The organism is Bacteroides parvus (genome assembly GCF_017309675.2).
Taxonomy (GTDB): domain Bacteria; phylum Bacteroidota; class Bacteroidia; order Bacteroidales; family Bacteroidaceae; genus Bacteroides; species Bacteroides uniformis.
The window spans coordinates 873,504-896,289 of sequence record NZ_CP084680.1; the positions used below are offsets into that span (position 1 = coordinate 873,504).

General features: G+C 48.2%; 19 protein-coding genes and 1 pseudogene. 11 read left to right on the top strand and 9 right to left on the bottom strand.

The genetic code is table 11. The annotated features are described in order from the left end of the window. Positions 1 to 10 precede the first annotated feature (10 nt). On the top strand, positions 11 to 943 hold the full coding sequence (locus JXR92_RS03470) for a metallophosphoesterase (RefSeq protein WP_165853620.1): 933 nt from the start codon (positions 11 to 13) through the stop codon (positions 941 to 943). 177 nt (positions 944 to 1,120) lie between these two features. Here the strand turns inward: JXR92_RS03470 and JXR92_RS03475 are convergent, their stop codons facing one another. Beyond that, positions 1,121 to 2,929 (bottom strand): mechanosensitive ion channel family protein, encoded by a 1,809-nt coding sequence (locus JXR92_RS03475; RefSeq protein WP_117964966.1) that lies wholly within the window; start codon positions 2,927 to 2,929, stop codon positions 1,121 to 1,123. 168 nt (positions 2,930 to 3,097) lie between these two features. On the opposite strand from JXR92_RS03475, the gene JXR92_RS03480 reads away from it, so the two are divergent. The 5 genes from JXR92_RS03480 to JXR92_RS03500 all read left to right on the top strand — a co-directional run bounded on the left by JXR92_RS03480 (position 3,098) and on the right by JXR92_RS03500 (position 9,510). Continuing rightward, positions 3,098 to 4,078, top strand: a complete 981-nt coding sequence (locus tag JXR92_RS03480) for a calcium/sodium antiporter (protein ID WP_138346090.1) — start codon at positions 3,098 to 3,100, stop codon at positions 4,076 to 4,078. A gap of 150 nt (positions 4,079 to 4,228) precedes the next feature. Further along, positions 4,229 to 5,365 (top strand): N-acetyltransferase, encoded by a 1,137-nt coding sequence (locus tag JXR92_RS03485; RefSeq protein WP_117964970.1) that lies wholly within the window; start codon positions 4,229 to 4,231, stop codon positions 5,363 to 5,365. A 117-nt stretch (positions 5,366 to 5,482) separates the two neighbouring features. Next, positions 5,483 to 7,417, top strand: coding sequence for a DNA topoisomerase IV subunit B (locus JXR92_RS03490; protein WP_370528673.1), 1,935 nt, complete (start codon positions 5,483 to 5,485; stop codon positions 7,415 to 7,417). Next, the gene (gene coaD / locus JXR92_RS03495) at positions 7,414 to 7,872 is read left to right on the top strand and encodes a pantetheine-phosphate adenylyltransferase (protein ID WP_005830918.1); all 459 of its coding nucleotides are present in this window, start codon (positions 7,414 to 7,416) and stop codon (positions 7,870 to 7,872) included. Before JXR92_RS03490 ends, coaD begins: the two co-directional genes overlap by 4 nt. A gap of 24 nt (positions 7,873 to 7,896) precedes the next feature. Beyond that, positions 7,897 to 9,510, top strand: coding sequence for a S41 family peptidase (locus JXR92_RS03500; RefSeq protein WP_171030461.1), 1,614 nt, complete (start codon positions 7,897 to 7,899; stop codon positions 9,508 to 9,510). Positions 9,511 to 9,583: 73 nt separating this feature from the next. On the opposite strand, the gene JXR92_RS03505 is transcribed toward JXR92_RS03500, so the two are convergent. After that, positions 9,584 to 10,186, bottom strand: a complete 603-nt coding sequence (locus tag JXR92_RS03505; protein ID WP_117601081.1) for a phosphatase PAP2 family protein — start codon at positions 10,184 to 10,186, stop codon at positions 9,584 to 9,586. Positions 10,187 to 10,291: 105 nt separating this feature from the next. Here JXR92_RS03505 and JXR92_RS03510 point away from each other — a divergent pair, with 105 nt between their 5' ends. The 4 genes from JXR92_RS03510 to JXR92_RS03525 all read left to right on the top strand — a co-directional run bounded on the left by JXR92_RS03510 (position 10,292) and on the right by JXR92_RS03525 (position 14,827). After that, positions 10,292 to 11,194, top strand: coding sequence for a helix-turn-helix domain-containing protein (locus JXR92_RS03510; protein ID WP_131225621.1), 903 nt, complete (start codon positions 10,292 to 10,294; stop codon positions 11,192 to 11,194). A gap of 162 nt (positions 11,195 to 11,356) precedes the next feature. Continuing rightward, positions 11,357 to 12,055, top strand: coding sequence for a succinate dehydrogenase/fumarate reductase cytochrome b subunit (locus JXR92_RS03515; RefSeq protein ID WP_005830923.1), 699 nt, complete (start codon positions 11,357 to 11,359; stop codon positions 12,053 to 12,055). 36 nt (positions 12,056 to 12,091) lie between these two features. Beyond that, positions 12,092 to 14,038 carry a fumarate reductase/succinate dehydrogenase flavoprotein subunit gene (locus JXR92_RS03520; protein WP_117601079.1) on the top strand — a complete coding sequence of 649 codons (1,947 nt, stop codon included), beginning with the start codon at positions 12,092 to 12,094 and terminating at the stop codon, positions 14,036 to 14,038. A 33-nt stretch (positions 14,039 to 14,071) separates the two neighbouring features. Further along, a complete protein-coding gene (locus JXR92_RS03525; RefSeq protein WP_005830925.1) occupies positions 14,072 to 14,827 on the top strand; it encodes a succinate dehydrogenase/fumarate reductase iron-sulfur subunit in 756 nt (251 codons plus the stop codon). Between the two features lie 138 nt (positions 14,828 to 14,965). Here JXR92_RS03525 and JXR92_RS03530 read toward each other — a convergent pair whose 3' ends face one another. The 4 genes and pseudogenes from JXR92_RS03530 to JXR92_RS03545 form a co-directional block, all read right to left on the bottom strand. After that, complete coding sequence (locus tag JXR92_RS03530; RefSeq protein ID WP_117601097.1) at positions 14,966 to 15,829, bottom strand: helix-turn-helix domain-containing protein; 864 nt, start codon at positions 15,827 to 15,829, stop codon at positions 14,966 to 14,968. Positions 15,830 to 16,004: 175 nt separating this feature from the next. Continuing rightward, positions 16,005 to 16,973, bottom strand: coding sequence for a fimbrillin family protein (locus JXR92_RS03535; protein ID WP_131225622.1), 969 nt, complete (start codon positions 16,971 to 16,973; stop codon positions 16,005 to 16,007). 45 nt (positions 16,974 to 17,018) lie between these two features. Further along, on the bottom strand, positions 17,019 to 18,023 hold the full coding sequence (locus tag JXR92_RS03540; RefSeq protein ID WP_410489346.1) for a DUF5119 domain-containing protein: 1,005 nt from the start codon (positions 18,021 to 18,023) through the stop codon (positions 17,019 to 17,021). After that, positions 17,999 to 18,514, bottom strand: a pseudogene (locus tag JXR92_RS03545) (DUF3575 domain-containing protein); the annotation flags it as partial. The pseudogene JXR92_RS03545 and the gene JXR92_RS03540, both read right to left, overlap by 25 nt. A gap of 542 nt (positions 18,515 to 19,056) precedes the next feature. On the opposite strand from JXR92_RS03545, the gene JXR92_RS03550 reads away from it, so the two are divergent. Then, positions 19,057 to 19,857, top strand: a complete 801-nt coding sequence (locus JXR92_RS03550; RefSeq protein ID WP_138346094.1) for a glycerophosphodiester phosphodiesterase — start codon at positions 19,057 to 19,059, stop codon at positions 19,855 to 19,857. A gap of 19 nt (positions 19,858 to 19,876) precedes the next feature. Here JXR92_RS03550 and dprA read toward each other — a convergent pair whose 3' ends face one another. Genes dprA through JXR92_RS03565 form a run of 3 tightly spaced genes read right to left on the bottom strand, consistent with a single transcriptional unit; the run spans position 19,877 to position 22,747 of the window. Further along, positions 19,877 to 20,995 carry a DNA-processing protein DprA gene (gene dprA / locus JXR92_RS03555; protein ID WP_117601074.1) on the bottom strand — a complete coding sequence of 373 codons (1,119 nt, stop codon included), beginning with the start codon at positions 20,993 to 20,995 and terminating at the stop codon, positions 19,877 to 19,879. 11 nt (positions 20,996 to 21,006) lie between these two features. Further along, a complete protein-coding gene (locus JXR92_RS03560) occupies positions 21,007 to 21,423 on the bottom strand; it encodes an acyl-CoA thioesterase (protein WP_117601073.1) in 417 nt (138 codons plus the stop codon). A 31-nt stretch (positions 21,424 to 21,454) separates the two neighbouring features. Beyond that, positions 21,455 to 22,747 carry a peptidase U32 family protein gene (locus JXR92_RS03565; RefSeq protein WP_138346096.1) on the bottom strand — a complete coding sequence of 431 codons (1,293 nt, stop codon included), beginning with the start codon at positions 22,745 to 22,747 and terminating at the stop codon, positions 21,455 to 21,457. Between the last annotated feature and the right edge of the window lie 39 nt (positions 22,748 to 22,786).

The following is a 22,786-nucleotide window of genomic DNA, read 5'->3' on the forward strand; positions in this document are numbered from 1 at the left end:
ATGACTGATTATGAAGAAACTATTCCTTTTATTATTGGTTGCCCTACTCGGCAACGCGGCTATTGCCCAAATTACCGATTACTCCATCTTCGACAAGAAGTTCAACTTCTACGTAGCCAACGACCTCGGCCGCAACGGCTACTACGACCAGAAACCCATTGCCGAACTGATGGGACAGATGGCAGAGAACGGCGCAGACCCCGAATTCGTACTTGCCACCGGCGATGTACACCATTTTGAAGGTGTACGCAGTGTGAACGACCCTCTTTGGATGACCAACTACGAACTTATCTACAGCCATCCGGAGCTGATGATAGACTGGTTCCCCCTGCTGGGCAACCACGAATACCGCGGCAATACGCAAGCTGTGCTCGACTACAGTAACGTCAGCCGCCGCTGGACAATGCCTGCCCGTTATTATACCAAGACATTCGAGGATAAAGGCGCTACTATCCGCATCCTTTGGGTAGACACCGCCCCGATGATTGACAAATACCGCAATGAAAGCGATACCTATCCCGATGCCTGCAAGCAGGACTACCGGAAGCAACTTGCCTGGGTGGACTCCGTACTGAGCGCCGCCAAGGAAGACTGGGTTATCGTTGCCGGACACCATCCCATCTATGCCGAAACCCCGAAGGACGAGAGCGAACGCGCGGATATGCAGGCACACCTCGATCCCATTCTGCGCAAGCACAAGGTGGATATGTACATCTGCGGGCACATCCACAACTTCCAGCATGTACGCGTGGCAGGCAGCGACATCGACTATATCACCAATTCCGCCGGTTCGCTCGCCCGCAAGGTGAAGCCCATCGAAGGAACCGTATTCTGCAGCCCCGAACCGGGTTTCTCCATTGTATCGGCCAGCAAAAAGACACTGGAACTGCGCATGATTGACAAGAAAGGAAATGTACTGCACACGGTGACGCGCAGCAAATAACCTACTAAACTCTTCGCGACAGAAAATCCGGAAATGTTGAAGAAAATACAGTCACACTGAAGAATACATCGAAAAGTTTTCAAAACAAAACAGAAAAGGATCTTGCAGGAGATAATAGATGAACTGTAATATTATCACCGAATACGAAAAAGCTTGTACTTGCGGGATAAAGGGAAATCATGATTTCCCTTTATCCCGCAAGTCATCCTTGGGTATGGTCGTCTCACTGCCGTCACGCGTAGCTATGTAGTGAGGAGACATGATTTCGATGCCTGCTTCGTTGAAAACATCCTGGATATTCTGATGCAAATCAGAGTAAATCTGGCTAAGGCTGTTGGCATCCCTGATATAGGCATTCACTTGATAAACCGGATAATAATCCTGAAGGGAAGTTTCCAATATAAACGGGCGGGGATCATCTATCACTCCAGGGGTATTCAATGCAGCCTCTATCAACAGCTGGTGTGTCTTCCGCCACGGAACATCGTAGCCAATACTGACCTCCGAATGGATAATCAATCCATACTCACGGGCAGACTGGCTGTAATTGACCGTATGGGAAGACATGATGAAAGAGTTCGGAATGGTCACCACCTCATTCTTCGGGGTACGGATGCGGGTGACAAGCGGCGTTTTCTCAATGATGTTGCCCGTAGTGTCGTTCAGCTTGATGCGGTCACCCAGCTTGAAAGGTCGCATGTAGGTTATGACCAGCCCTGCAATGATATTGCCGATAACTGTACTGGAGCCGAGCGAAACAATCAAGCCGACAAACACAGAGATTCCCTGGAAGACTCCCGACTTGGAACCCGGCAAATAAGGGTAAATCATGGCAATCATAAACGCATAAAGCAAGAAGCGCACAATGTGATAGGTAGGAATGGCCCAATCCGGATAGAAGCCGTTTATCTTCAGCCGTTCAGCCTGCACCTCATTGGCAAGATAGCGCACCAGTCTGACTAAATACTTCACCGCATAGCATATCACAAAGATAGTGAACAGATTGGGTATATAGTCGGTTATTCCATTCAGAATGACCTTTATAGGATTCCAGATGTAGGAGAATAATGTATAAGCCAAACTCTTGGTCTGAGGGAAAATGGAGAATAACAGTGGAACTGTCAGCAACAACTGCAACAGCATGACCACATAACGCACCAGATTGGCAGCAAACACCAGCAGGTTGACCTGCTTCTGCGTATCCAACAATTCATAATCCTGAATGGAGATCGGTTTCAGTTTGGTATCCTTCAGTTTCTGGATGCGTAGTTTGAGCTTTCTGAACAGCCAGTTAGTAAACTTGAATAGGAAGAATTGTCCTACAAGCACCAGGATAAAATACAAGATGCGTTTACCCAACTGCCACAAGCTATGCTCCTTCTGCATGGCTTTTAGTTTGTCCACCACGACATGCCTCTTGCTGGCGGCCAGCTGGTCGCGAGTACAGTTTTCCCACAAAGCATCCTGATCGGTAAAGGAAATGATGACCTTTTCGCCATACATCAAGTCCGTAACAATATCCGTACTCTCCAAATAAACAGAGTCCGGACGCAGACTGAAACGCGTGCCCAATGCTTCGATGACGCTACTTACATCCTTGGCCCGCTGCTGAGGCGTATGCCCTCCACGCTTGGCATATAGATAGAACAAGGTGTCCTTCTCTACCACCACCGGAATACCCGGCGTCACCGTCCGCAACGAATCAATGCGTTGTTTCTGCAATGCCAGTTTCACCGAATCGGCCGCATAGCCCGCCAACTTCATCTGCTCCATTTCCATCCGCAAATTCGCCTCGTTCAGCCGGGCTGTTTCCAACTCCCGCCGGACAAGCGACAACTGAATCGAATCGGAGTCGGTCCTTGCCACTGTGACACTCCCCACACTATCCTCCCCTAAAACACTGAGCACTTTATCTACCAGCTGAGCTGACACTCCGCCCGCCAGCATCAACAGCCAACTAAGACAGAAAGTACGGATAACCTTCATATATAAACTTCTTGATTTGATTCTTTAATTATGCAAGCATACCCAATAAATGCTCCAAACATACAGAATGTTTTTAACTTCCTATCCTAATCAACATAACTTTTTCATGCAAACATGAAAATTCTATATCCAGTTTGCATTATCTTTGTACTCAAAATTGACATACTTATGGATATATTGTTTCTTGTCGGAGGACTGCTCCTCATTCTTTTGGGTGCCAATGGCTTGACAGATGGTGCCGCATCCGTTGCCAAACGTTTCCATATACCGTCCATCGTCATCGGGCTCACCATTGTTGCCTTCGGTACTTCCGCACCGGAACTCACCGTCAGCATCTCCTCTGCTCTCAAAGGCAGTGCAGACATTGCCATTGGTAATGTGGTGGGAAGCAATACGTTCAATACCCTGATGATTGTGGGTTGTACAGCCCTTTTTGCCCCGATAGCCATCACCCGCAATACACTGAAACGCGAAATACCCCTTTGCATCCTTTCATCCTTCGTCCTGCTGATTTGTGCCAACGATGTCTTTCTGGACGGCGGTGGGGAGAACATACTCAGCATCACCGACGGCCTATTGCTGCTATGCTTCTTTGCCATTTTCCTGAGTTATACTTTTGCCATCGCAAAAAGGGATGGAAGTATGAAGGAACCGGAAAAAGAGCACTTGCAGGAAGAAGACGAAATCAGACTGTTACCCGCGTGGAAGTCTACCCTATACATTCTCGGCGGACTTACCGGCCTCATCATCGGAGGTAATTTCTTTGTAGACGGCGCCAGCGGCATAGCCCGCGGATTGGGTGTCAGCGAATCCATCATCGGCCTTACGCTCGTAGCAGGCGGCACATCACTGCCCGAACTTGCCACCTCCATCGTAGCCGCCTTGAAGAAAAACCCCGAAATAGCCATCGGAAACGTCATCGGAAGCAATCTCTTCAATATATTCTTTGTGCTGGGTTGTTCGGCCTCCATCACTCCACTGCGTCTGACGGGCATCACCAATTTCGATTTGTGGGTACTTGTTGGGGCCAGCCTCCTGCTTTGGCTGTTCGGTGTCTTTTTCGGGAAACGCATCATCACCCGGCTGGAAGGGAGCATTCTGATTCTCTGCTACATTGCCTACACAGCGGTACTGATATACAACCTCTAACAGCAAATTTACAGACACTCTACGCGGTATTTTAAAGATTATCACGTATCTTTAAATAAGGCAAGCTGCATCTCGGCATAAAAAATAAGCAAGCTTATTTTGTTCTACTCTCAGTTTGCATTACCTTTGCCACCTCAATATTGAACAACTATGGCAATTACAATCAAGAAAGTAACCACAAGACGGGAATTGAAACGCTTTATCCGTTTCAACTACCTGCTATACAAAAACAACCCTTATTCCGTCCCCGACCTTTTCGATGACATGCTCAACACCTTCAACAAGAAGAAAAACGCTGCATTTGAATTTTGTGAAGCCGACTATTTCCTGGCTTATCGGGAAGGTAAAATCGTAGGACGTGTAGCTGCCATCATCAACCACAAGGCAAACCAAACCTGGAACAAAAAGGAAGTCCGCTTCGGCTGGATAGACTTCATCGACGATGCGGAAGTCTCCGATGCCCTGATTCGCACCGTGGAAGAATGGGGAAAAGAACGGGGAATGACACATATACAAGGCCCGCTGGGATTCACAGACTTCGATGCCGAAGGTATGCTTATCGAAGGATTCGACCAGCTCAGCACCATGGCCACCATTTATAACTATCCCTACTATCCGCAACATATGGAGCGCATGGGATTTGAGAAGGATGCCGATTGGGTGGAGTACAAAATCTACATTCCGGATGCCATACCCGACAAGCACAAGCGCATCTCCGACCTCATCCAGCGCAAGTATAACCTCAAGATAAAGAAATACACATCGGCCAAGAAGATTGCCCAAGACTACGGTCAGGCCATCTTCGAACTGATGAACGAAGCCTATCAGCCCCTCTACGGTTATTCTGCACTGAGCCAACGGCAGATTGACCAATACGTCAAGATGTACCTGCCCATCCTCGACCTTCGCATGGTGACACTGATTACCGATGCCGATGACCAGCTGCTTGCCGTAGGCATTTCTATGCCATCCCTCGCCGAAGCGTTGCAAAAAGCCCACGGGCGCCTGCTTCCTATGGGTTGGTATCACCTGGCCAAGACCATCTTCTTGAAGAAATATCCCAAAATGCTCGACTTGCTGCTGGTTGCCGTAAAACCGGAATATCAGAACAAGGGCGTCAATGCACTGCTGTTCTCCGACCTTATCCCCGTCTATCAGCAACTTGGTTTCGAGTATGCCGAAAGTAATCCGGAGCTGGAATTGAACGGCAAAGTACAAGCGCAATGGGAGTACTTCAAGACGGAACAGCACAAACGGAGAAGATGCTTTGTGAAGGGAATAAAATAAATTCTAAATCCAGAATATAAGCTTGTCAGAAGTCCATAAAAGACATTATTTTTTTGCGAACCCCCGAATTTCTCATTACCTTTGTCGCAATGCGCAATATGAAGGAATAACGTACTTATGGAAGATAACAACAATATGACCCTGCCGCTGGAAGAAGCAGACAACAATATCACAGAGAGCCCCGTTTCCAGCGTAGAATATACCGACGACAACATCCGCCACCTGGACGACATGGAGCATATCCGTGTCCGTTCCGGTATGTACATAGGCCGTCTGGGCGACGGCTCACAGAACGACGACGGTATCTATGTGTTGCTGAAAGAAGTGATGGACAACAGCATCGACGAGTTCAAGATGGGTGCCGGAAAGCGTATAGAAGTGACTATAGAAGACGGCCTGCGCGTCAGCGTGCGCGACTATGGACGAGGCATCCCGCAAGGCAAACTGGTAGAGGCAGTCAGCAAACTGAATACCGGGGGTAAATATGACTCGAAGGCTTTCAAGAAAAGTGTCGGACTGAATGGCGTGGGCATCAAGGCGGTCAATGCGCTGAGTAGCCGTTTCGAGGTACGCAGCTACCGCGACGACAAAGTACGTACCGTCATCTTCGAGAAAGGAACGCTGTTGAGTGATGTGACCGAAGACTCGACAGAAGAAAACGGAACTTATATCTTCTTTGAACCGGACAACACGCTCTTCTACAACTATTCCTTCCAGAACCAGTTCGTAGAAACCCTGCTGCGCAACTACACCTACCTGAATACGGGCCTCACCTTCATTTACAACGGACAGCGCATCGTCTCCCGCCACGGGCTGGAGGACTTGCTGAAAGACAACATGACCAGCGAAGGCCTTTACGACATCATCCACTTGAAAGGAGAGGACATCGAGATTGCCTTCACACATACCAATCAATACGGTGAAGAGTACTACTCCTTTGTCAACGGGCAGCACACCACCCAAGGCGGTACACACCAGACTGCCTTAAAGGAACACATTGCCCGTACCATCAAGGAATTCTACAACAAGAACCAGGAGTATGCCGACATACGCAACGGACTGGTAGCCGCCATCGCCATCGACGTGGAAGAACCCATGTTCGAAAGCCAGACCAAAACGAAACTGGGCAGCAACAACATGTGGCCTGCCGCGCCGCAGGAGCACAAGCCCGCCGGCCCCACAGTAAACAAATACGTAGGAGACTTCATCAAGACGGAAGTGGACAATTACCTCCACAAGAACCCGCTTGTGGCCGAAGTGATGCTGCAAAAGATACAGGACTCCGAGAAAGAGCGCAAAGCCATTGCCGGCGTCAACAAGCTGGTACGCGAGCGCGCCAAGAAAGCCAACCTGCACAACCGCAAGCTGCGCGACTGCCGTTACCACTTGAGTGACGGTAAAGGCAAGGATCAGGAAACCGAATCCTGTATCTTCATTACCGAGGGAGACTCTGCCAGCGGCTCCATCACCAAGAGCCGTGACGTGAATACCCAAGCAGTATTCAGCCTGCGTGGTAAACCGCTAAATACCTACGGACTGACCAAGAAAGTAGTTTATGAAAACGAAGAATTCAACCTGCTCCAAGCAGCCTTGAATATAGAAGACGGCATAGAAACACTGCGCTACAACAAAGTCATCGTAGCCACCGATGCCGATGTGGACGGCATGCATATCCGCCTGCTGATTATCACCTTCTTCCTGCAGTTCTTCCCCGACCTGATAAAGAAGGGACATGTATACATCCTGCAAACTCCGCTCTTCCGCGTGCGCAACAAGAAGAAGACAAGCTATTGCTACACTGAGGAGGAACGTGTGAAAGCCATTGAAGAACTGGGTCCCAACCCCGAAATCACCCGATTCAAAGGTCTGGGAGAAATCTCGCCAGACGAGTTCAAGCATTTCATCGGCAAGGACATGCGTCTGGAGCAAGTGTCGCTGCGCAAGACAGACCTCGTAAAGGAACTGCTGGAATTCTACATGGGTAAGAATACCATGGAACGGCAAAACTTTATTATCAACAACTTGGTTATAGAAGAAGACTTGGCATCATGAGAAGAGCTATCTTTCCGGGAACATTCGACCCATTTACTATCGGACACTCCTCGGTAGTGAGCCGTGCACTAACTTTCATCGACGAAATCGTTATAGGAATCGGCATCAATGAAAACAAGAACACGTATTTCCCCCTGGAAAAGCGCGAACAGATGATACGGGACTACTACCGGAATGAGCCGCGCATCATTGTGCAGTCATACGATTGCCTGACCATCGACTTTGCCCGGCAGGTAGATGCCAGCCTAATTATACGCGGCATACGCACCGTCAAGGATTTCGAATATGAGGAAACCATTGCCGACATCAACCGCAAACTGACCGGCATAGAAACCATCCTGCTCTTCACCGAGCCGGAACTTACCTGCGTCAGCTCCACCACTGTGCGCGAACTACTGCAATACGGCAAGGACATCAGCATGTTCATACCGGAAGGAATGGAGATTAGGGATTAAGGATTAGGAATTAAAATGGAGATGATGAAGAAACTATTTACTATTATAATATGTATATGCGCGATGACGGCGCAAGCGCAAAAGCCGAATAATGAAGCCCTGCGCAAACTACAGATGGCAGAGTTTGCCATCACCAACCTCTATGTGGACAAGGTGGATGAAGACAAGCTGGTGGAAGAAGCCATCATCAAGATGCTGGCACAACTCGACCCGCACTCCACCTACAACAATGCCGAAGAAGTAAAGAAAATGAACGAGCCGTTACAAGGCAATTTCGAGGGCATCGGTGTACAATTTCAGATGATAGAAGATACCCTGCTTGTGATACAACCCGTCAGCAACGGTCCTTCCGAGAAAGTGGGTATCCTTGCCGGTGACCGTATCGTAGCCGTCAACGACAGTGCCATTGCCGGAGTAAAAATGAGCACGGAAGATATTATGAGCCGCCTGCGCGGACCGAAAGACTCGGAAGTGAAACTGACCATCGTACGCCGTGGCGTGGAAGACCAGCTGTACTTCAACGTAAAACGTGACAAAATTCCCATCCTCAGTCTGGATGCCTCTTACATGATACAACCCAAAATTGGCTATATACGCATCAACCGCTTTGGAGCAACCACTGCTGAAGAATTTGCAGAAGCCCTGAAAAGCCTGCAGAAAAAGGGGATGAAAGACCTAATCCTCGACCTGCAAGGAAACGGAGGAGGGTATCTGAATGCCGCCATCGACCTTGCCAACGAGTTTCTCAAGCAAAAAGAACTCATTGTCTACACCGAAGGAAGGGCTTCGCGCCGCAGTGATTTCTTTGCCAAAGGTACGGGCAACTTCAAGAACGGACGCCTCATCGTATTGGTGGACGAGTACTCCGCTTCTGCCAGCGAAATCGTGACCGGGGCCATTCAGGACTGGGACAGAGGTGTGATAGTAGGGCGCCGCACATTCGGTAAGGGACTGGTACAGCGTCCTATCGACCTGCCGGACGGTTCCATGATTCGTCTGACCATAGCCCGTTACTATACCCCTTCGGGGCGTTGCATCCAGAAGCCTTACGACAGTACCGCCAACCTCGATGGTCGTCTGAGTGGAGAAAACAGTCAGGATAAATATAATCAGGAACTGATAGACCGCTTCAATCATGGAGAAATGATTCATGCGGACAGTATCCATTTTGCCGACTCCCTGAAAGTGCAGACCAAACGTATGGGGCGTACCGTTTACGGAGGTGGAGGTATCATGCCCGACTTTTTCGTCCCCATCGACACTACCCAGTACACAGACTATCACCGCAATCTCGTAGCCAAAGGCGTGGTTATCAAAGCCACTACCGGCTACATCGAGAAACACCGGAAGGAGCTGCAGAACAAATACAAGAAATTTGAAGCCTTCAACGAGAAATTCGAGATAGACGATAACTTCCTTGCCGAAATACGTGCGCTTGCCGACAAGGAGAAAATCAAGTTTGACGAGAAACAGTACCACCAATCCCTACCGCTCATCAAGACACAACTCAAAGCCTTGATTGCCCGTGACCTATGGGACATGAACGAATACTTCCAGGTGATGAACAATACGAACCAGAGCGTACAGCAAGCTCTAAAAGTGTTGAATGACGACATTTACAGTACCATTATTCAATAGCCGGCTTAAAACCGACATTAGGCGCGGATTATGCGGAATACGTAAACTAAATCCGCGTAATCCGCGCCTAAAATTATTCTCCAAACAGCCATTTATTCAACCACTTGTTGACATAGATATTGACCACAGCACATCCTGCACCGATTGCAGCCCCCGCCAATACATCCGACGGATAATGCACTCCCTCGTTCATACGGGAAACTCCCACGGAACAAGCCCACAAGGCAGACGGAGCTATCACATACCATTTAGGATACTTCACACTGAGCGAGGTGGCAAGGGCAAAAGCCGTTGCCGTATGCCCGGAAGGAAAAGACGGGCTGCCTTCATGACTATATGCATGTACTCTGTCGGGATATTTATCATAAGGACGTTCACGACCCACCAGATACTTCATTCCATAAGTCACAACAAAAGCCCCCGCCACACTTGTACCTACGTAGACCGCATCTTTCAGCAAACCCTTATCATGTTTTATCCAAGCGGCAACGGCCATCGCCACCGGAACACCGACAGCAATATAGGGCTCCGAACGTGAAATTATCTTATTATAGTTACGGACAAACTTGCCATCCCAACTGTTAACCCGGTGCAAAGTGTTGATATCCCAATTCTGTGCCGAAAGACCGGATACAACAAGGCAGATAAAATATACAAAAAAAACAGCCTTTTTCATAAGTCCTTTATACTAGTTTGACGCAAAGATAGGACAAATAGATAGAGTTTTCACAAAAAAATTCTATCTTTGTTGCCACATTTATAATAATTTGCTAATCATTTCATGAGACTGGAAACTTACTGCAACCGACAGATTGATTGTGTGGTATGTCCTCAAAAATCAGAAGAAGTATTGGTTTACCGCCACTATCCCAAGGGACAACATTTCTCTGCTGAAAAGTGCACACAGAACTGCATGATATTTATGCTGAAAGGCGAATTACTTGTAAACAGTAACGAATATCCGGGCACCACTCTCCAAAGTCGCCAGCTCATTCTGCAAGCCATCGGCTCCAAAGTAGAGCTCTTGGCTCTAACTGAAGTGGAATATATTGTCTATTGGTTCACCGAGCTCCCCCTGATTTGCGAAGAACGTTACAAGGAGATACTGAAACGCTCGGAAGCCCCTCTGATTTACACCCCGCTTACAGCAATTCCCATGCTCGAAGGACTTCTGAAAAGCCTTGCCTGCTACCTCAACGAGCAGCCTTATGCGTGCAGCAAATACATTGAAATGAAATGCCAGGAACTGACATACATATTAACATGCTACTATCCACTACACCAAATCAGTACATTTTTCTACCCCATCAGTACTTATACGGAAAGCTTCCAGTATTTCGTCATGCAGAACTACGACAAAGTGAAGAATGTGGAGGAGTTTGCCCACCTCGGCGGATATACCACCACCACATTCCGCCGTATGTTTAAAAACATGTATGGGGTCCCGGTATATGAGTGGATTCTGGACAAGAAACGCGAAGGAATTCTGAACGACCTGCAATATACCAAACAACGCATTTCAGTCATCAGCGCCCGCTATGGCTTTGATTCCCTATCCCACTTTGCCCACTTCTGCAAAGACTCTTTCGGAGACACACCCCGCGCCCTGAGAAAACGTTTGGCAAACGGAGAAAAGATTTCCATTATCTGCAAAGAGCAAGGCAAAGACCAGGAGGACGAGTAAACCTTTTACTTGTCCGCAAACTTCGCATCCTGCCGGATTACGGAATTATTTCTTTAATCGCTTGCTTTATCGCTGGATTTCTCCTATTTTTGCGAAACATTTACAGAAGTATCCTGATAGAACAAATTTTCAAACTATTAAATAACTTAAATTCAATCATTTATGTGGTTAAGTAATTCATCTGTAGGAAGGAAAGTGGTGATGAGCGTTACCGGTATCGCCCTTGTCCTGTTTCTGACATTTCACATGGCGATGAACCTGGTTGCATTAGTCTCGGCTAATGGCTACAACATGGTTTGTGAGTTCTTGGGAGCAAACTGGTACGCATTGGTGGCTACGGTAGGTCTGGCTGCCTTATTCATCATCCACATCATCTACGCTTTCTGGTTGACTATGCAGAACCGTAAGGCACGTGGTAGCGAACGCTATGCCGTTACGGAAAAGCCCAAGACTGTGGAATGGGCTTCTCAAAACATGCTCGTATTGGGTATCATCGTAATCGTAGGTTTGGGCCTGCACCTCGTAAACTTTTGGGCTAAAATGCAGCTTCCCGAGTTGATGCACAACATGGGCATGCATGCCGACACCCTCACGCTGGCATATGCAGCCAACGGTGTCTATCACATTCAGAACACCTTCAGCAATCCGGTATTCGTAGTGCTTTACCTTGTTTGGCTGGGCGCATTGTGGTTCCACCTCACTCACGGTTTCTGGAGCTCCATGCAGTCTTTGGGCTGGAACAACAAAGTATGGATTAACCGTTGGAAATGTATCTCCAACATCTATTCTACTATCGTTGTCCTCTGCTTCGCTCTGGTAGTTGTCGTATTCTTTGCAAAATCATTGTGCGGCGCTTGCTAAATTCAAATTGTAAATGACTAAATTGTAAATTGCATTATGACTAAGATAGATTCTAAAATACCGGAAGGACCGGTGGCTGAGAAATGGACCAATTATAAGGCTCACCAAAAATTAGTAAACCCTGCCAACAAACGTCGTCTGGACATCATCGTAGTAGGAACCGGACTTGCCGGTGCCAGTGCTGCCGCCTCTCTGGGCGAAATGGGTTTCAGAGTATTCAACTTCTGTATCCAGGACTCTCCGCGCCGTGCACACTCCATCGCTGCACAAGGTGGTATCAATGCTGCTAAGAATTACCAAAACGACGGTGACTCTGTGTACCGTCTGTTCTACGATACAGTAAAAGGTGGCGACTACCGTGCCCGCGAAGCCAACGTTTACCGTCTGGCTGAAGTATCCAACAATATTATCGACCAATGCGTTGCACAAGGTGTTCCTTTCGCCCGCGAATACGGTGGTACACTGGACAACCGTTCTTTCGGTGGTGCCCAAGTATCACGTACTTTCTACGCTAAAGGTCAGACCGGACAGCAGCTGTTGCTGGGTGCATACTCTGCATTGAGCCGCCAGGTGAACGTAGGTACCGTAAAACTGTACACCCGCTACGAAATGGAAGATGTTGTCCTCATTGACGGACGTGCCCGCGGTATCATTGCAAAGAACCTCGTTACCGGTAAATTGGAACGTTTTGCCGCCCACGCTGTGGTAATCGCTACCGGTGGTTACGGCAATACCTACTTCCTTTCTACCAATGCAATGGCATGTAACTGCTCTGCTGCAATGGCTTGCTACCGTAAAGGTGCCTGGTTTGCCAACCCTGCTTACGTACAGATTCACCCCACTTGTATTCCGGTTCACGGTGACAAGCAGTCCAAACTGACTTTGATGTCCGAATCTCTGCGTAACGATGGGCGTATCTGGGTTCCGAAGAAGCTGGAAGATGCCAAGAAACTGCAGGAAGGTACACTGCAAGGAAAAGATATTCCCGAGGAAGACCGCGACTACTACCTGGAACGCCGTTATCCGGCATTCGGTAACCTCGTTCCGCGTGACGTTGCCAGCCGCGCTGCCAAAGAACGCTGCGACAAGGGCTTCGGCGTGAACAACACCGGTCTTGCCGTATTCCTTGACTTCTCCGAAGCTATCAACCGCCTGGGTAAAGATGTCGTTGCACAACGTTACGGCAACCTCTTCGATATGTATGAAGAAATCACTGATGTCAGCCCATACGAAAACCCGATGATGATTTATCCGGCTATCCACTATACCATGGGTGGTATCTGGGTTGACTACGAACTGATGACCTCCATCAAGGGACTGTTCGCCATCGGTGAATGTAACTTCTCCGACCACGGTGCAAACCGCCTCGGTGCTTCCGCCCTGATGCAAGGTCTGGCCGATGGTTACTTCGTATTGCCTTACACTATCCAGAACTATCTGGCCGACCAGATTACAGTTCCCCGTTTCTCTACCGACCTGCCCGAATTTGCAGCTGCAGAAAAGGCCGTTCAGGAGAAGATTGACTGGATGATGAACATCAAGGGTAAGAAGTCTGTAGACTCTATCCACAAGGAACTGGGCCACATTATGTGGGAATATGTAGGTATGGGACGTACGGCCGAAGGCTTGAAGGAAGGTCTGAAGAAGCTGAAAGAAGTCCGCAAGGAGTTCGAGAAAGAACTGTTCATCCCGGGCGACAAGGAAGGTATGAATGTAGAACTCGACAAGGCTATCCGTCTGTACGACTTCATCACTATGGGCGAGCTGGTTGCTTACGATGCACTGAACCGTAACGAAAGCTGCGGTGGTCACTTCCGTGAAGAATATCAGACTGAAGAAGGCGAAGCCAAGCGTGACGATGAAAACTACTTCTACGTGGCTTGCTGGGAATATCAGGGTTCTGACGAAAAGGAACCGGTATTGCTGAAAGAGCCGCTGGTTTACGAAGCAATCAAGGTACAGACTCGTAACTACAAGAGCTAATCGGGAAGTTGAACATTTAAAGAATTAAAGAAAATGGATAAAAATATATCATTTACGCTCAAGGTATGGCGCCAGAAGGGTCCGAAAGCAAAAGGCGCTTTTGAAACATACCAAATGAAAGATATCCCGGGCGATACTTCATTCCTCGAAATGCTGGATATCCTGAACGAACAGCTGATTTCTGAAGGTAAAGAACCGGTTGTATTCGACCACGACTGCCGCGAAGGTATCTGCGGTATGTGTTCGCTCTACATCAACGGACACCCCCACGGTCCTGCAACCGGCGCTACGACTTGCCAGATTTATATGCGTCGTTTCAACGACGGCGATACCATCACTGTTGAACCGTGGCGCTCTGCCGGTTTCCCGGTTATCAAGGACTTGATGGTCGACCGTACGGCCTACGACAAGATTATGCAGGCAGGCGGCTACGTCAGCGTACGTACCGGTGCTCCCCAGGATGCCAACGCTATCCTGATTCCGAAGCCCATCGCTGACGAGGCTATGGATGCTGCCAGCTGTATCGGTTGTGGTGCTTGTGTGGCTGCTTGTAAGAACGGTTCTGCTATGCTGTTCGTTTCTGCCAAAGTGAGCCAGCTGAACCTGTTGCCCCAAGGCAAACCGGAAGCATTGCGCCGTGCCAAGGCTATGTTGAGCAAGATGGACGAACTCGGTTTCGGTAACTGTACCAATACCCGTGCGTGCGAAGCTGAATGCCCGAAGAATGTTTCCATCAGCAACATTGCTCGTTTGAACCGCGACTTTATCATTGCGAAACTGAAAGACTAATCCGGTCTTTCTGCAAATAATATAGGATGCGCTTCGGATAAACCTTTTGAGCAAGCTCAGATTTATCACTCAGCTTTCACTATATTTGATTAATATCACAAGAGACTCCTCTGCCGGGAAACCGCCGGAGGAGTTTTTTTATGACATGCCGCTTACTTCAGATAAATTGCCGGCACGCAAGCTACGGGGAGAAGCCCCGAAATTCTTTTTGCAGAAATTGGAAAAATGAGGCAGCGATTCAAAGCCATATTTATAGCAAATCTCTGATATGGAAGCATCCGTATAACGAAGTTCATAAACCACACTTTCCTTCCTCCGTTCCATCATCCACTCGTACACCGGTTGATGAAAAACAGAATTGAATATACGCCGGAAAGTAGCCACTGTATATCCTCCCAGCTGGGCAAATTCCTCTACTGTCTTGACTTTGGCATGATTCTGCAAGACAAAGTAATGGAAGGAATTAGTATACTGGGCAAGAGGATGTATCAGCATGGAAAGCTCATAGTCGGAGTAATAATTTCCAAGAATGAAAGCAAGTTCTTTCCGTTTGAAACAAAGCATTTCCCGGCAAATTTTCTCCTCGGACAAATAGGCCTTGGAACTTTCCAGAAAGAGCTGCAATTCGGGAGTAATGGTCAAAGGACAGAATATCAATGGAGGGGTAATCTCTTTCATGATATGGTTATACCGGTCCTCACAGAAGAATTCAGGCTTACTGAACCGGTAACAAACACATTCCACATCCGTCATGGCAAGTATTTCGTACTTTGAACCAATGGCTTGAAGGATGAACTCACCTGCATGCAACACAGTTCCCGCATACTCCTTACTGTTAACAAGCACTTCTCCTTGCAGCAGAAAAATTACAATATTTTCCTCACACTTCCGTGCCGGCAGATGGAATCCTCTGGGGTGAGAAGCATATATTATTGCATTGTCCACAGCCTTGGGACATTGAGCGCATTGTTTTTTACCTCCGCAAGCAGAAGAGTTGGGCATCGGCAAGTAGATTTGTTTGTTTGTTGCAGTGACAAAAATAGATAAATAATACTCATAAAAGAAACATTCCCCGAAAACTTTCATAAAGAAGTCTCGGGGAATGAATAAAATAGAAGCAATTCAGTTTTGCGGACAGTACCCGTTTCTATTTACACAAAATTATGGATACTGCCTTTTATTTTTCCACATTCGTATCATCAGCCGTACTCCACGGACCAACTTCAGGTACAAAGGTTACTTTTGCCGCCTTATTGGCCAGCGTCAGCGTATAACGTATCTTTTTGCCTTCACCCCAGGCTTGTGTACCATCCAAGTCAATGGCGGAAGTTACAGTATCAAGAAGAACGTCTTTCTCATAGATGTCATAGACAACATTGATTTTGGCGTTCGTATCCAACGTCTGGGGCATCAACATCCAGGCTGTATTCACTTCCACACCCGTTGTATTCACTTCCAATGCACCACCGTCAATCGTATGTGCATAAGTAGCCGTTCCTTCCTGTGACTTCCATGTTGAATCATCAAAACCATAAGTTCCCTTATTGTGCACACCGGATATTGTAAGTGTTTTCAGTTTATAAGTCAAAGCGTCGGCTGCCTTGACAGTGAAATTTATTTGCGTCAGTATATGGCCGAATTTCAAAGATACCCCACTGGCATTTGATGCCTTGGTTGCATCCGTCGCTTTCGCGGCTACCAAGTCCGTTTGGGTAACTACATCCGCTACCGTATAAGTAATGGAAGGATATATAGCACCAGCAGCCGGTTGATTGTACGTCAAGGCCCCGGTACCCGGATCCCCGTAAGCAAAGAACTGCAAGTTATCCGTCATTGGCCAATAATATGTTCCCCCAGTCAAACTCCAGTCGGGAGCACTATAAGTTACCTTAACATCTGCCATGAATTCCTTCATTGCATCAAAAGTCGCAACAGAGGCCATTGTTGTTGCTCCCGTATTATAAGCATACACAGTGAACCCTACCTTCTGCAATTCCGGCAAATCAGTCACTGCGGCTCTCGTAGTGTTACCCACTACTGTTCCCAATTTAATCTCCGCCTTTTGTCCGGCATTCTCTATCTCCTCACTTTCCGAGCAACTCATTACTGCTGCTGCAGCCAAAGCCAAAAATAAAACCTTCTTCATAATTGTCTGTTATTAAAGTTAATATATTTATTTGTCTGTTTGCTATCAATTCACCGGTAGCTCCACATCCGTCTCATCATCCCAATCATCCACATCGCCACCAATCCCTCCATCTCCTTCATCGGTTCCCGGTTCCAAATCATCCACCACAACCTTGTCCTCCGGTACGGGAACCTCGATATGGATTTCCGACCCAGGAACGCCCACATCAGGTTCTTCTTCGCCTCCTCCCGAGGGAGGAGCTGTTTCAATCACTTCCGTGATATCCACCTTCACCTCTTGAACCGTTTTATCTCGTTTCACAATCTTCAATGTCAGCAACATAGGACTATCCGCACGGGTCTTGGCATCTTTCAGTAATACAAAACTGGAGAAATACCCCCATAAAAGCCCGTTTTCACGCTTTGTATTCACACATATAGGTACCTCGCTCAAATGGCAAGCACGGTTGCCTATAAAGTAACTTCCGTTCAAGCCGTCCACATGGCAGATGATGCTCAATATTCTATCCCATCCTTCCACCTTTATATCAAAGGAATAATGGTCCACTACCGCTTCCGGCTTCCAGTCCAACGGAAGCGCCACATCACTCTGCCTTATTTCCACCTCGTCCAAAGCCACCACATACAAAGGGTCGGGCGACCAAACCATATCTTCGTGTATATCCAGCCCCGTACAGTGTCCCGTAAAAGCCTCAATCGTCTCATAACTCTCGTCGCCCCGTATCTGTATACTCTCCGTATTGAAGTTATAGGCCACCACCGCATACCTCCCCGGCGGTACCTTCACCTCACCCCCTTCGGCAGGCAGATAACTTTCAACCTTTCTCCTCTGAGTATCTTTCGGATAGAAGATAATCCGCATGGTCTGCGGCAGCTTATCCGTCACCCCTTTCCAATCCAATTTAATCTGTACTCCGCTAACGGGATAATCATCCAGCATATCGCGGAAGTCACAGCTTCCCAGCATTGGCAACAGTCCGAAGAACAGCCAGAGAATCATATGCCGTGCATCTTTCATACCACTCATCTCCCCGACGTTAGAAGCCACACCAAAGAAACTTTTGCTTTTGTCGGCCCGATAAAGTGATACTTTCCACTGCTGACCCAAACCAAGTCATTTCCATAAGAAGTATATTTCCTGTACTCCGTATCCAAGTATCCAATGCCCACACTGAATTCAATCGCCAGATGCCGAGCCAGTGGACGCACGTATCCATAAGTTATTCCTGCAGCTGCGTAATACTTCCCCCGGTATCCCTTCTCCTCTTTCAACTGAAAATCATAGGTACCTCCTTCGGCATATGCTCCCAGGAAATGTCCGAACAATATTCCATGCGTATAGCGGTTTCCCAACCAGTAACGTACCTCTGTCCCTCCCGAAAGGAACTGATAACAGAAACCACATCCGCTGTCAGACCACCAAGGGCATTTGTACTCAACATTCAAAGACCACCTCTTTCTCAATGGCAGCTCCACTTCTATGTTCGGAGCCAAGGCCAGGTCGTAAAGCAAATTATTTTTTAACGCCAGCACCGTTTTACAAGTATGGCTATGAGATTCCGCCGACTTATTCTGCCCTATTACCTGCCCCGACATCATGCAAAAAAGGAGTAGCCAAAGAACATATATAAGAATGCGTTTTCCCATAATTTCGCGTTGTATACAAACAAAAGTAGAAGATAATTACCGAATAAAATCCACTTTCCATCACTCTTTTCAAAGGCTGAAAGGTTCTGTGAAACGATTGAAACAGATTTGCAACTTTTGCCTTATCCGGGACGCTGTGAATAGATTCTTTCCATACTCTCTCAAAAAGTCAATCCGTGTGCGAAAACAGTAAAATTCAGTGAAAGAAATACAAAAGAAGTAGCAGAATCATTCTGAAATTTGGAAGATAACAATGGAAACCTTACATTTGCAATGTGATTTTTTTCATAGTATTAGATTTAAGGTTAACAAAGGTTGGAGTACGGCGGTACTCCTTTTTTTATACCCATACGTTTCTCCGAATGACAAAAAATAGCTATCTTCGATGGCTTTTATAACTGTTAAAGAAGAAAACATCACCACTTGAGCCCATTATGAAAAAACCGGTACTCGCATTGCTTTCCATAATCCTACTTACCGCAGGATGTTCCCAACGGCCTGCCACCACCAAGATACCCCTGACCAGCGCACACCGTGGTGCGGCCACCATTGCTCCCGAAAACACAATGGCATCCGTAGATTCGTGCATCAAATACGGTGTAGGCAATATAGAATGCGATGTCTGCATCAGTAAGGACAGTGTCTTCTACGTACTGCACGATTCCACCCTCGACCGTACCACCAACGGTACCGGCGCCATCTCCCAATGGCTGTCCGCCGACATCGACACACTGGATGCCGGCTCTTGGTTTGCGCCCCGATTTGCCGGACAACGGGTACTACGCCTTACCGACCTGCTACGCAAGGCCAAAGAGCACGGTTTAAGAATCACCATCGACTACCGCAACGGCGGTCTGCACCAATTACTGAATCTGATAAAGGACGAAGGCATGCTGGAAAACAGCAACTTCACCTTCAGCAAGGAGTATCATGCCAAATGCTTCAGAAAAATGGCACCCGAGGTAAGAACCCTGCAAGCCTACATCAAAAGTGAAAAGGACATAGAGCATGTCGTAAAGGAACTGCATCCCGACATCGCTGTCGTCTGGATTGACTCCCTTACCCCGCAATTCGTAAAGAAATGCCGTGAGCACAACCTGCAGGTACTGGCACTTGTCCTGGGGCTGGACGACAAGACGGAAGAGAACCAGAAGGCGGTCGACCTGGGGGTAGACATCATAGCGACGGACCATCCGGAAAAGTTCATCATGAAATACGGGCAACCGTCCATATAAGGCAAGAGACCTGCCGCGCTCAGGTCAGCAAATGATAGACACCGCCCACCATTGCCTTGACCACTCCTTTCATCTCCAATTCAAAAAGCAAGGCACTCATCCGGTTGACGGGTATATCCGCTTCCACCACCATCGCATTGATATGGAGGTCTCCTTGCCGCATAAGGATGCGTACAACAAGCTCCTCCTCTTCCGTCAGTTCCGGGAAGAGATTACGCTGAATACCTTCTGTCCGGGCAGGCTGCTCCGCTACGGACCAGCCCATAATCTGCACAAACTCTTCCGCATTCTGGATAAGGGCAGCCTTGTTGTCGCGTATCAACCGGTTGCAACCGATGGAAGATTCGTCCGTAACACGTCCCGGAACAGCAAAACAGTCACGATGATATCCCTCCGCCAACTCTGCAGTGATAAGGGAACCTCCCTTTGCGGCAGACTCCACCACAATGGTAGCATCACTCATACCCGCCACAATACGGTTGCGGCTGACGAAATTATGCTTGTCCGGATTCGTCCCGGTAAGGAATTCGGTCAGCAGTCCGCCTTGTGCCAGCATGTCGATGGCTGTTTTCCGGTGGACATACGGATAGATGCGGTCCAGTCCGTGAGCAAGGACAGCAACGGTAGGGAGATGATTTGCCAAAGCGGCCCGATGGGCATGGATATCTATCCCGTAGGCCAGTCCGCTTACTACCAGCACATCGGGACAAAGAACGGCCAAATCGCGCAGGAAGTCGATACAGAATTGCTTGCCGTAATCGGTGGCACGACGTGTACCTACCATATCGATGACATGCAGGCGGTTGAAATCGGTGTTTCCTTTAAAGAAAAGTACAATCGGCGCATCTTCACATTCACGCAAGCGCGAAGGGTAAGCCTCATCCTTCAACGTCAGGCAGGAAAGACGATTCTTCTCTACAAACTCCATCTCCTGCTCGGCACGCAGAAAGGCAGCGGGACAATCAAGAGCCGTCACTACCCCCGGATTCACACCGGGCATGATTTCGGGAAGCTCCTTCCGCCGACTGAATACTTCGGCAGCACTGCCCATACCCTCTATTAAACGCTTTGCCCCGATATGTCCTATACCGGGGCAAAGTGTGAGAGCTATACTGCAAATCCGTTCGTCACTGTTCATTCCACCAAAAATTACACGGACTTACACGGGTTGAGATAAGGGGCAAAAAGGCGGTCGAACAGTTCGCTGTCGCTCAACCGGCCATTGACTACACACACGGTCTCTACCACGCCTTTGAGGCAGACCTTACCGTCGGAAACACGGAAGATATCTTGATAGAAGACGTACTTGATACCTTCCTTCTTCATATAAAGTTTGGAAACAAACTCGTCACCACTCCTCAGGGGAGTCTTGAAAGCCATATTGATACGTGCCACTACCGGGTCTACCCCCTGCTCGTGCAGTCCGGCAAAGCTGACGCCGGCACTCAACAGAAACTCATGGCGCGTATGCTCCAGATAATGCTGATAATTGGCATTATTGACGATGCCTTGCAGGTCGCATTCATAGTCGCGCACCTTCATGGGAAGTTCATAGATATAATTCATATTTAGTATTGGACTATTTACTATTTGATACTTAGCCACGTTGTTTCTCCACATCCAAGCCTTTGAACTTCTTCAGTTCCTCTACGCTGACCAGCTTGTAGAGTTTGTCACTGGGACGTATTTTCACCGATTTCATCGAGAAATGCTGGCCTTTCTTTACAGTCTGCACGGGTTTCAAATCGACGCGTGCCTCGTCCAAAGTGACGAATTCGGCACCCGTTGTGGGACCCGTAATCAGCAACTTGTCGCCTACGCTCACTTCGGCTGCTTCTACCAGGAACTCCGCCACACCGATGTTTGAGAAGTAGCGGATGCCCTTACCCACATAGATTTTACGTTCCGTAGCGGCAGAGCCGTAGTTCTTGGTCCATTCGCCCAAGCGTTGTCCCAGGTAGTAGCCGTCCCAGAAACCACGATTGAAGACCGTCTTCAAACGTTCATCCCACCGGGCAATCTTCTCATCGGTGAATGTATCGTCCAGATAGGAACGGATGGCTTCTTTGTAACACTCCACTACCGTGCGCACGTACTCGGGTCCGCGGGCACGTCCTTCAATTTTGAAAACACGAACACCTGCATCCAGCATCTTGTTCATGAAGTGGATAGTTTTTAAGTCTTTGGGGGACATGATGTACTGGTTGTCCACCTCCAATTCCACATCCGTCTCCTTGTCGCGCACCGTGTAGCTGCGGCGGCATACCTGCATGCAGGCACCGCGGTTGGCGGAGTGGTTCATTTCATGCAATGAGAGATAACACTTTCCGCTGACTGCCATGCAAAGGGCACCGTGGCAGAACATCTCTATACGTATCTGCTCTCCGCTGGGACCGCAGATATTCTCCTCACGGATATGTCGGTAGATTTCTGCCACCTGCTCCAGATTCAGCTCACGCGCCAGCACCACCACATCGGCAAACTGCGCATAGAAGCGCAGGGCTTCCACATTGCTGATGTTGAGCTGTGTGCTGAGGTGTACCTCCTGCCCTATCTGACGGGCATAGCTCATCACTGCCACATCGGCGGCAATGACAGCCGAGATACCTGCCGCCTTTGCCGCATCTACAATGGTACGCATCAGCGGAATGTCATGGTCGTATATGATGGTATTGACGGTAAGATAGCTTTTCATACCATGTTCATCGCACATCCGGGCTATCTCCCGCAAATCGTCGATAGTGAAGGTATTGGCCGAACGGGCACGCATGTTCAGGTTCTCGATACCGAAATAGATGGAGTCGGCATCTGCTTGTATGGCTGCTGCGAGAGATTCGCGCGAGCCTACCGGTGCCATGATTTCGAAGTCACTGATTGAGTGTTTCATCATTTCTTTTTGAATTAGAGTATGCAAAGGTAGGCTTTTTTC

Coding starts and splice junctions, on each gene's coding strand:
- JXR92_RS03550 (WP_138346094.1), top strand. CDS start 19,057: ATGAAAAAACCGGTACTCGCATTGCTTTCCATAATCCTACTTACCGCA.
- JXR92_RS03470 (WP_165853620.1), top strand. CDS start 11: ATGAAGAAACTATTCCTTTTATTATTGGTTGCCCTACTCGGCAACGCG.
- JXR92_RS03565 (WP_138346096.1), bottom strand. CDS start 22,747: ATGATGAAACACTCAATCAGTGACTTCGAAATCATGGCACCGGTAGGC.
- JXR92_RS03485 (WP_117964970.1), top strand. CDS start 4,229: ATGGCAATTACAATCAAGAAAGTAACCACAAGACGGGAATTGAAACGC.
- JXR92_RS03535 (WP_131225622.1), bottom strand. CDS start 16,973: ATGAAGAAGGTTTTATTTTTGGCTTTGGCTGCAGCAGCAGTAATGAGT.
- dprA (WP_117601074.1), bottom strand. CDS start 20,995: ATGAACAGTGACGAACGGATTTGCAGTATAGCTCTCACACTTTGCCCC.
- JXR92_RS03560 (WP_117601073.1), bottom strand. CDS start 21,423: ATGAATTATATCTATGAACTTCCCATGAAGGTGCGCGACTATGAATGC.
- JXR92_RS03520 (WP_117601079.1), top strand. CDS start 12,092: ATGACTAAGATAGATTCTAAAATACCGGAAGGACCGGTGGCTGAGAAA.
- JXR92_RS03510 (WP_131225621.1), top strand. CDS start 10,292: ATGAGACTGGAAACTTACTGCAACCGACAGATTGATTGTGTGGTATGT.
- JXR92_RS03500 (WP_171030461.1), top strand. CDS start 7,897: ATGAAGAAACTATTTACTATTATAATATGTATATGCGCGATGACGGCG.
- JXR92_RS03530 (WP_117601097.1), bottom strand. CDS start 15,829: ATGCCCAACTCTTCTGCTTGCGGAGGTAAAAAACAATGCGCTCAATGT.
- JXR92_RS03490 (WP_370528673.1), top strand. CDS start 5,483: ATGGAAGATAACAACAATATGACCCTGCCGCTGGAAGAAGCAGACAAC.
- JXR92_RS03505 (WP_117601081.1), bottom strand. CDS start 10,186: ATGAAAAAGGCTGTTTTTTTTGTATATTTTATCTGCCTTGTTGTATCC.
- JXR92_RS03525 (WP_005830925.1), top strand. CDS start 14,072: ATGGATAAAAATATATCATTTACGCTCAAGGTATGGCGCCAGAAGGGT.
- coaD (WP_005830918.1), top strand. CDS start 7,414: ATGAGAAGAGCTATCTTTCCGGGAACATTCGACCCATTTACTATCGGA.
- JXR92_RS03515 (WP_005830923.1), top strand. CDS start 11,357: ATGTGGTTAAGTAATTCATCTGTAGGAAGGAAAGTGGTGATGAGCGTT.
- JXR92_RS03475 (WP_117964966.1), bottom strand. CDS start 2,929: ATGAAGGTTATCCGTACTTTCTGTCTTAGTTGGCTGTTGATGCTGGCG.
- JXR92_RS03480 (WP_138346090.1), top strand. CDS start 3,098: ATGGATATATTGTTTCTTGTCGGAGGACTGCTCCTCATTCTTTTGGGT.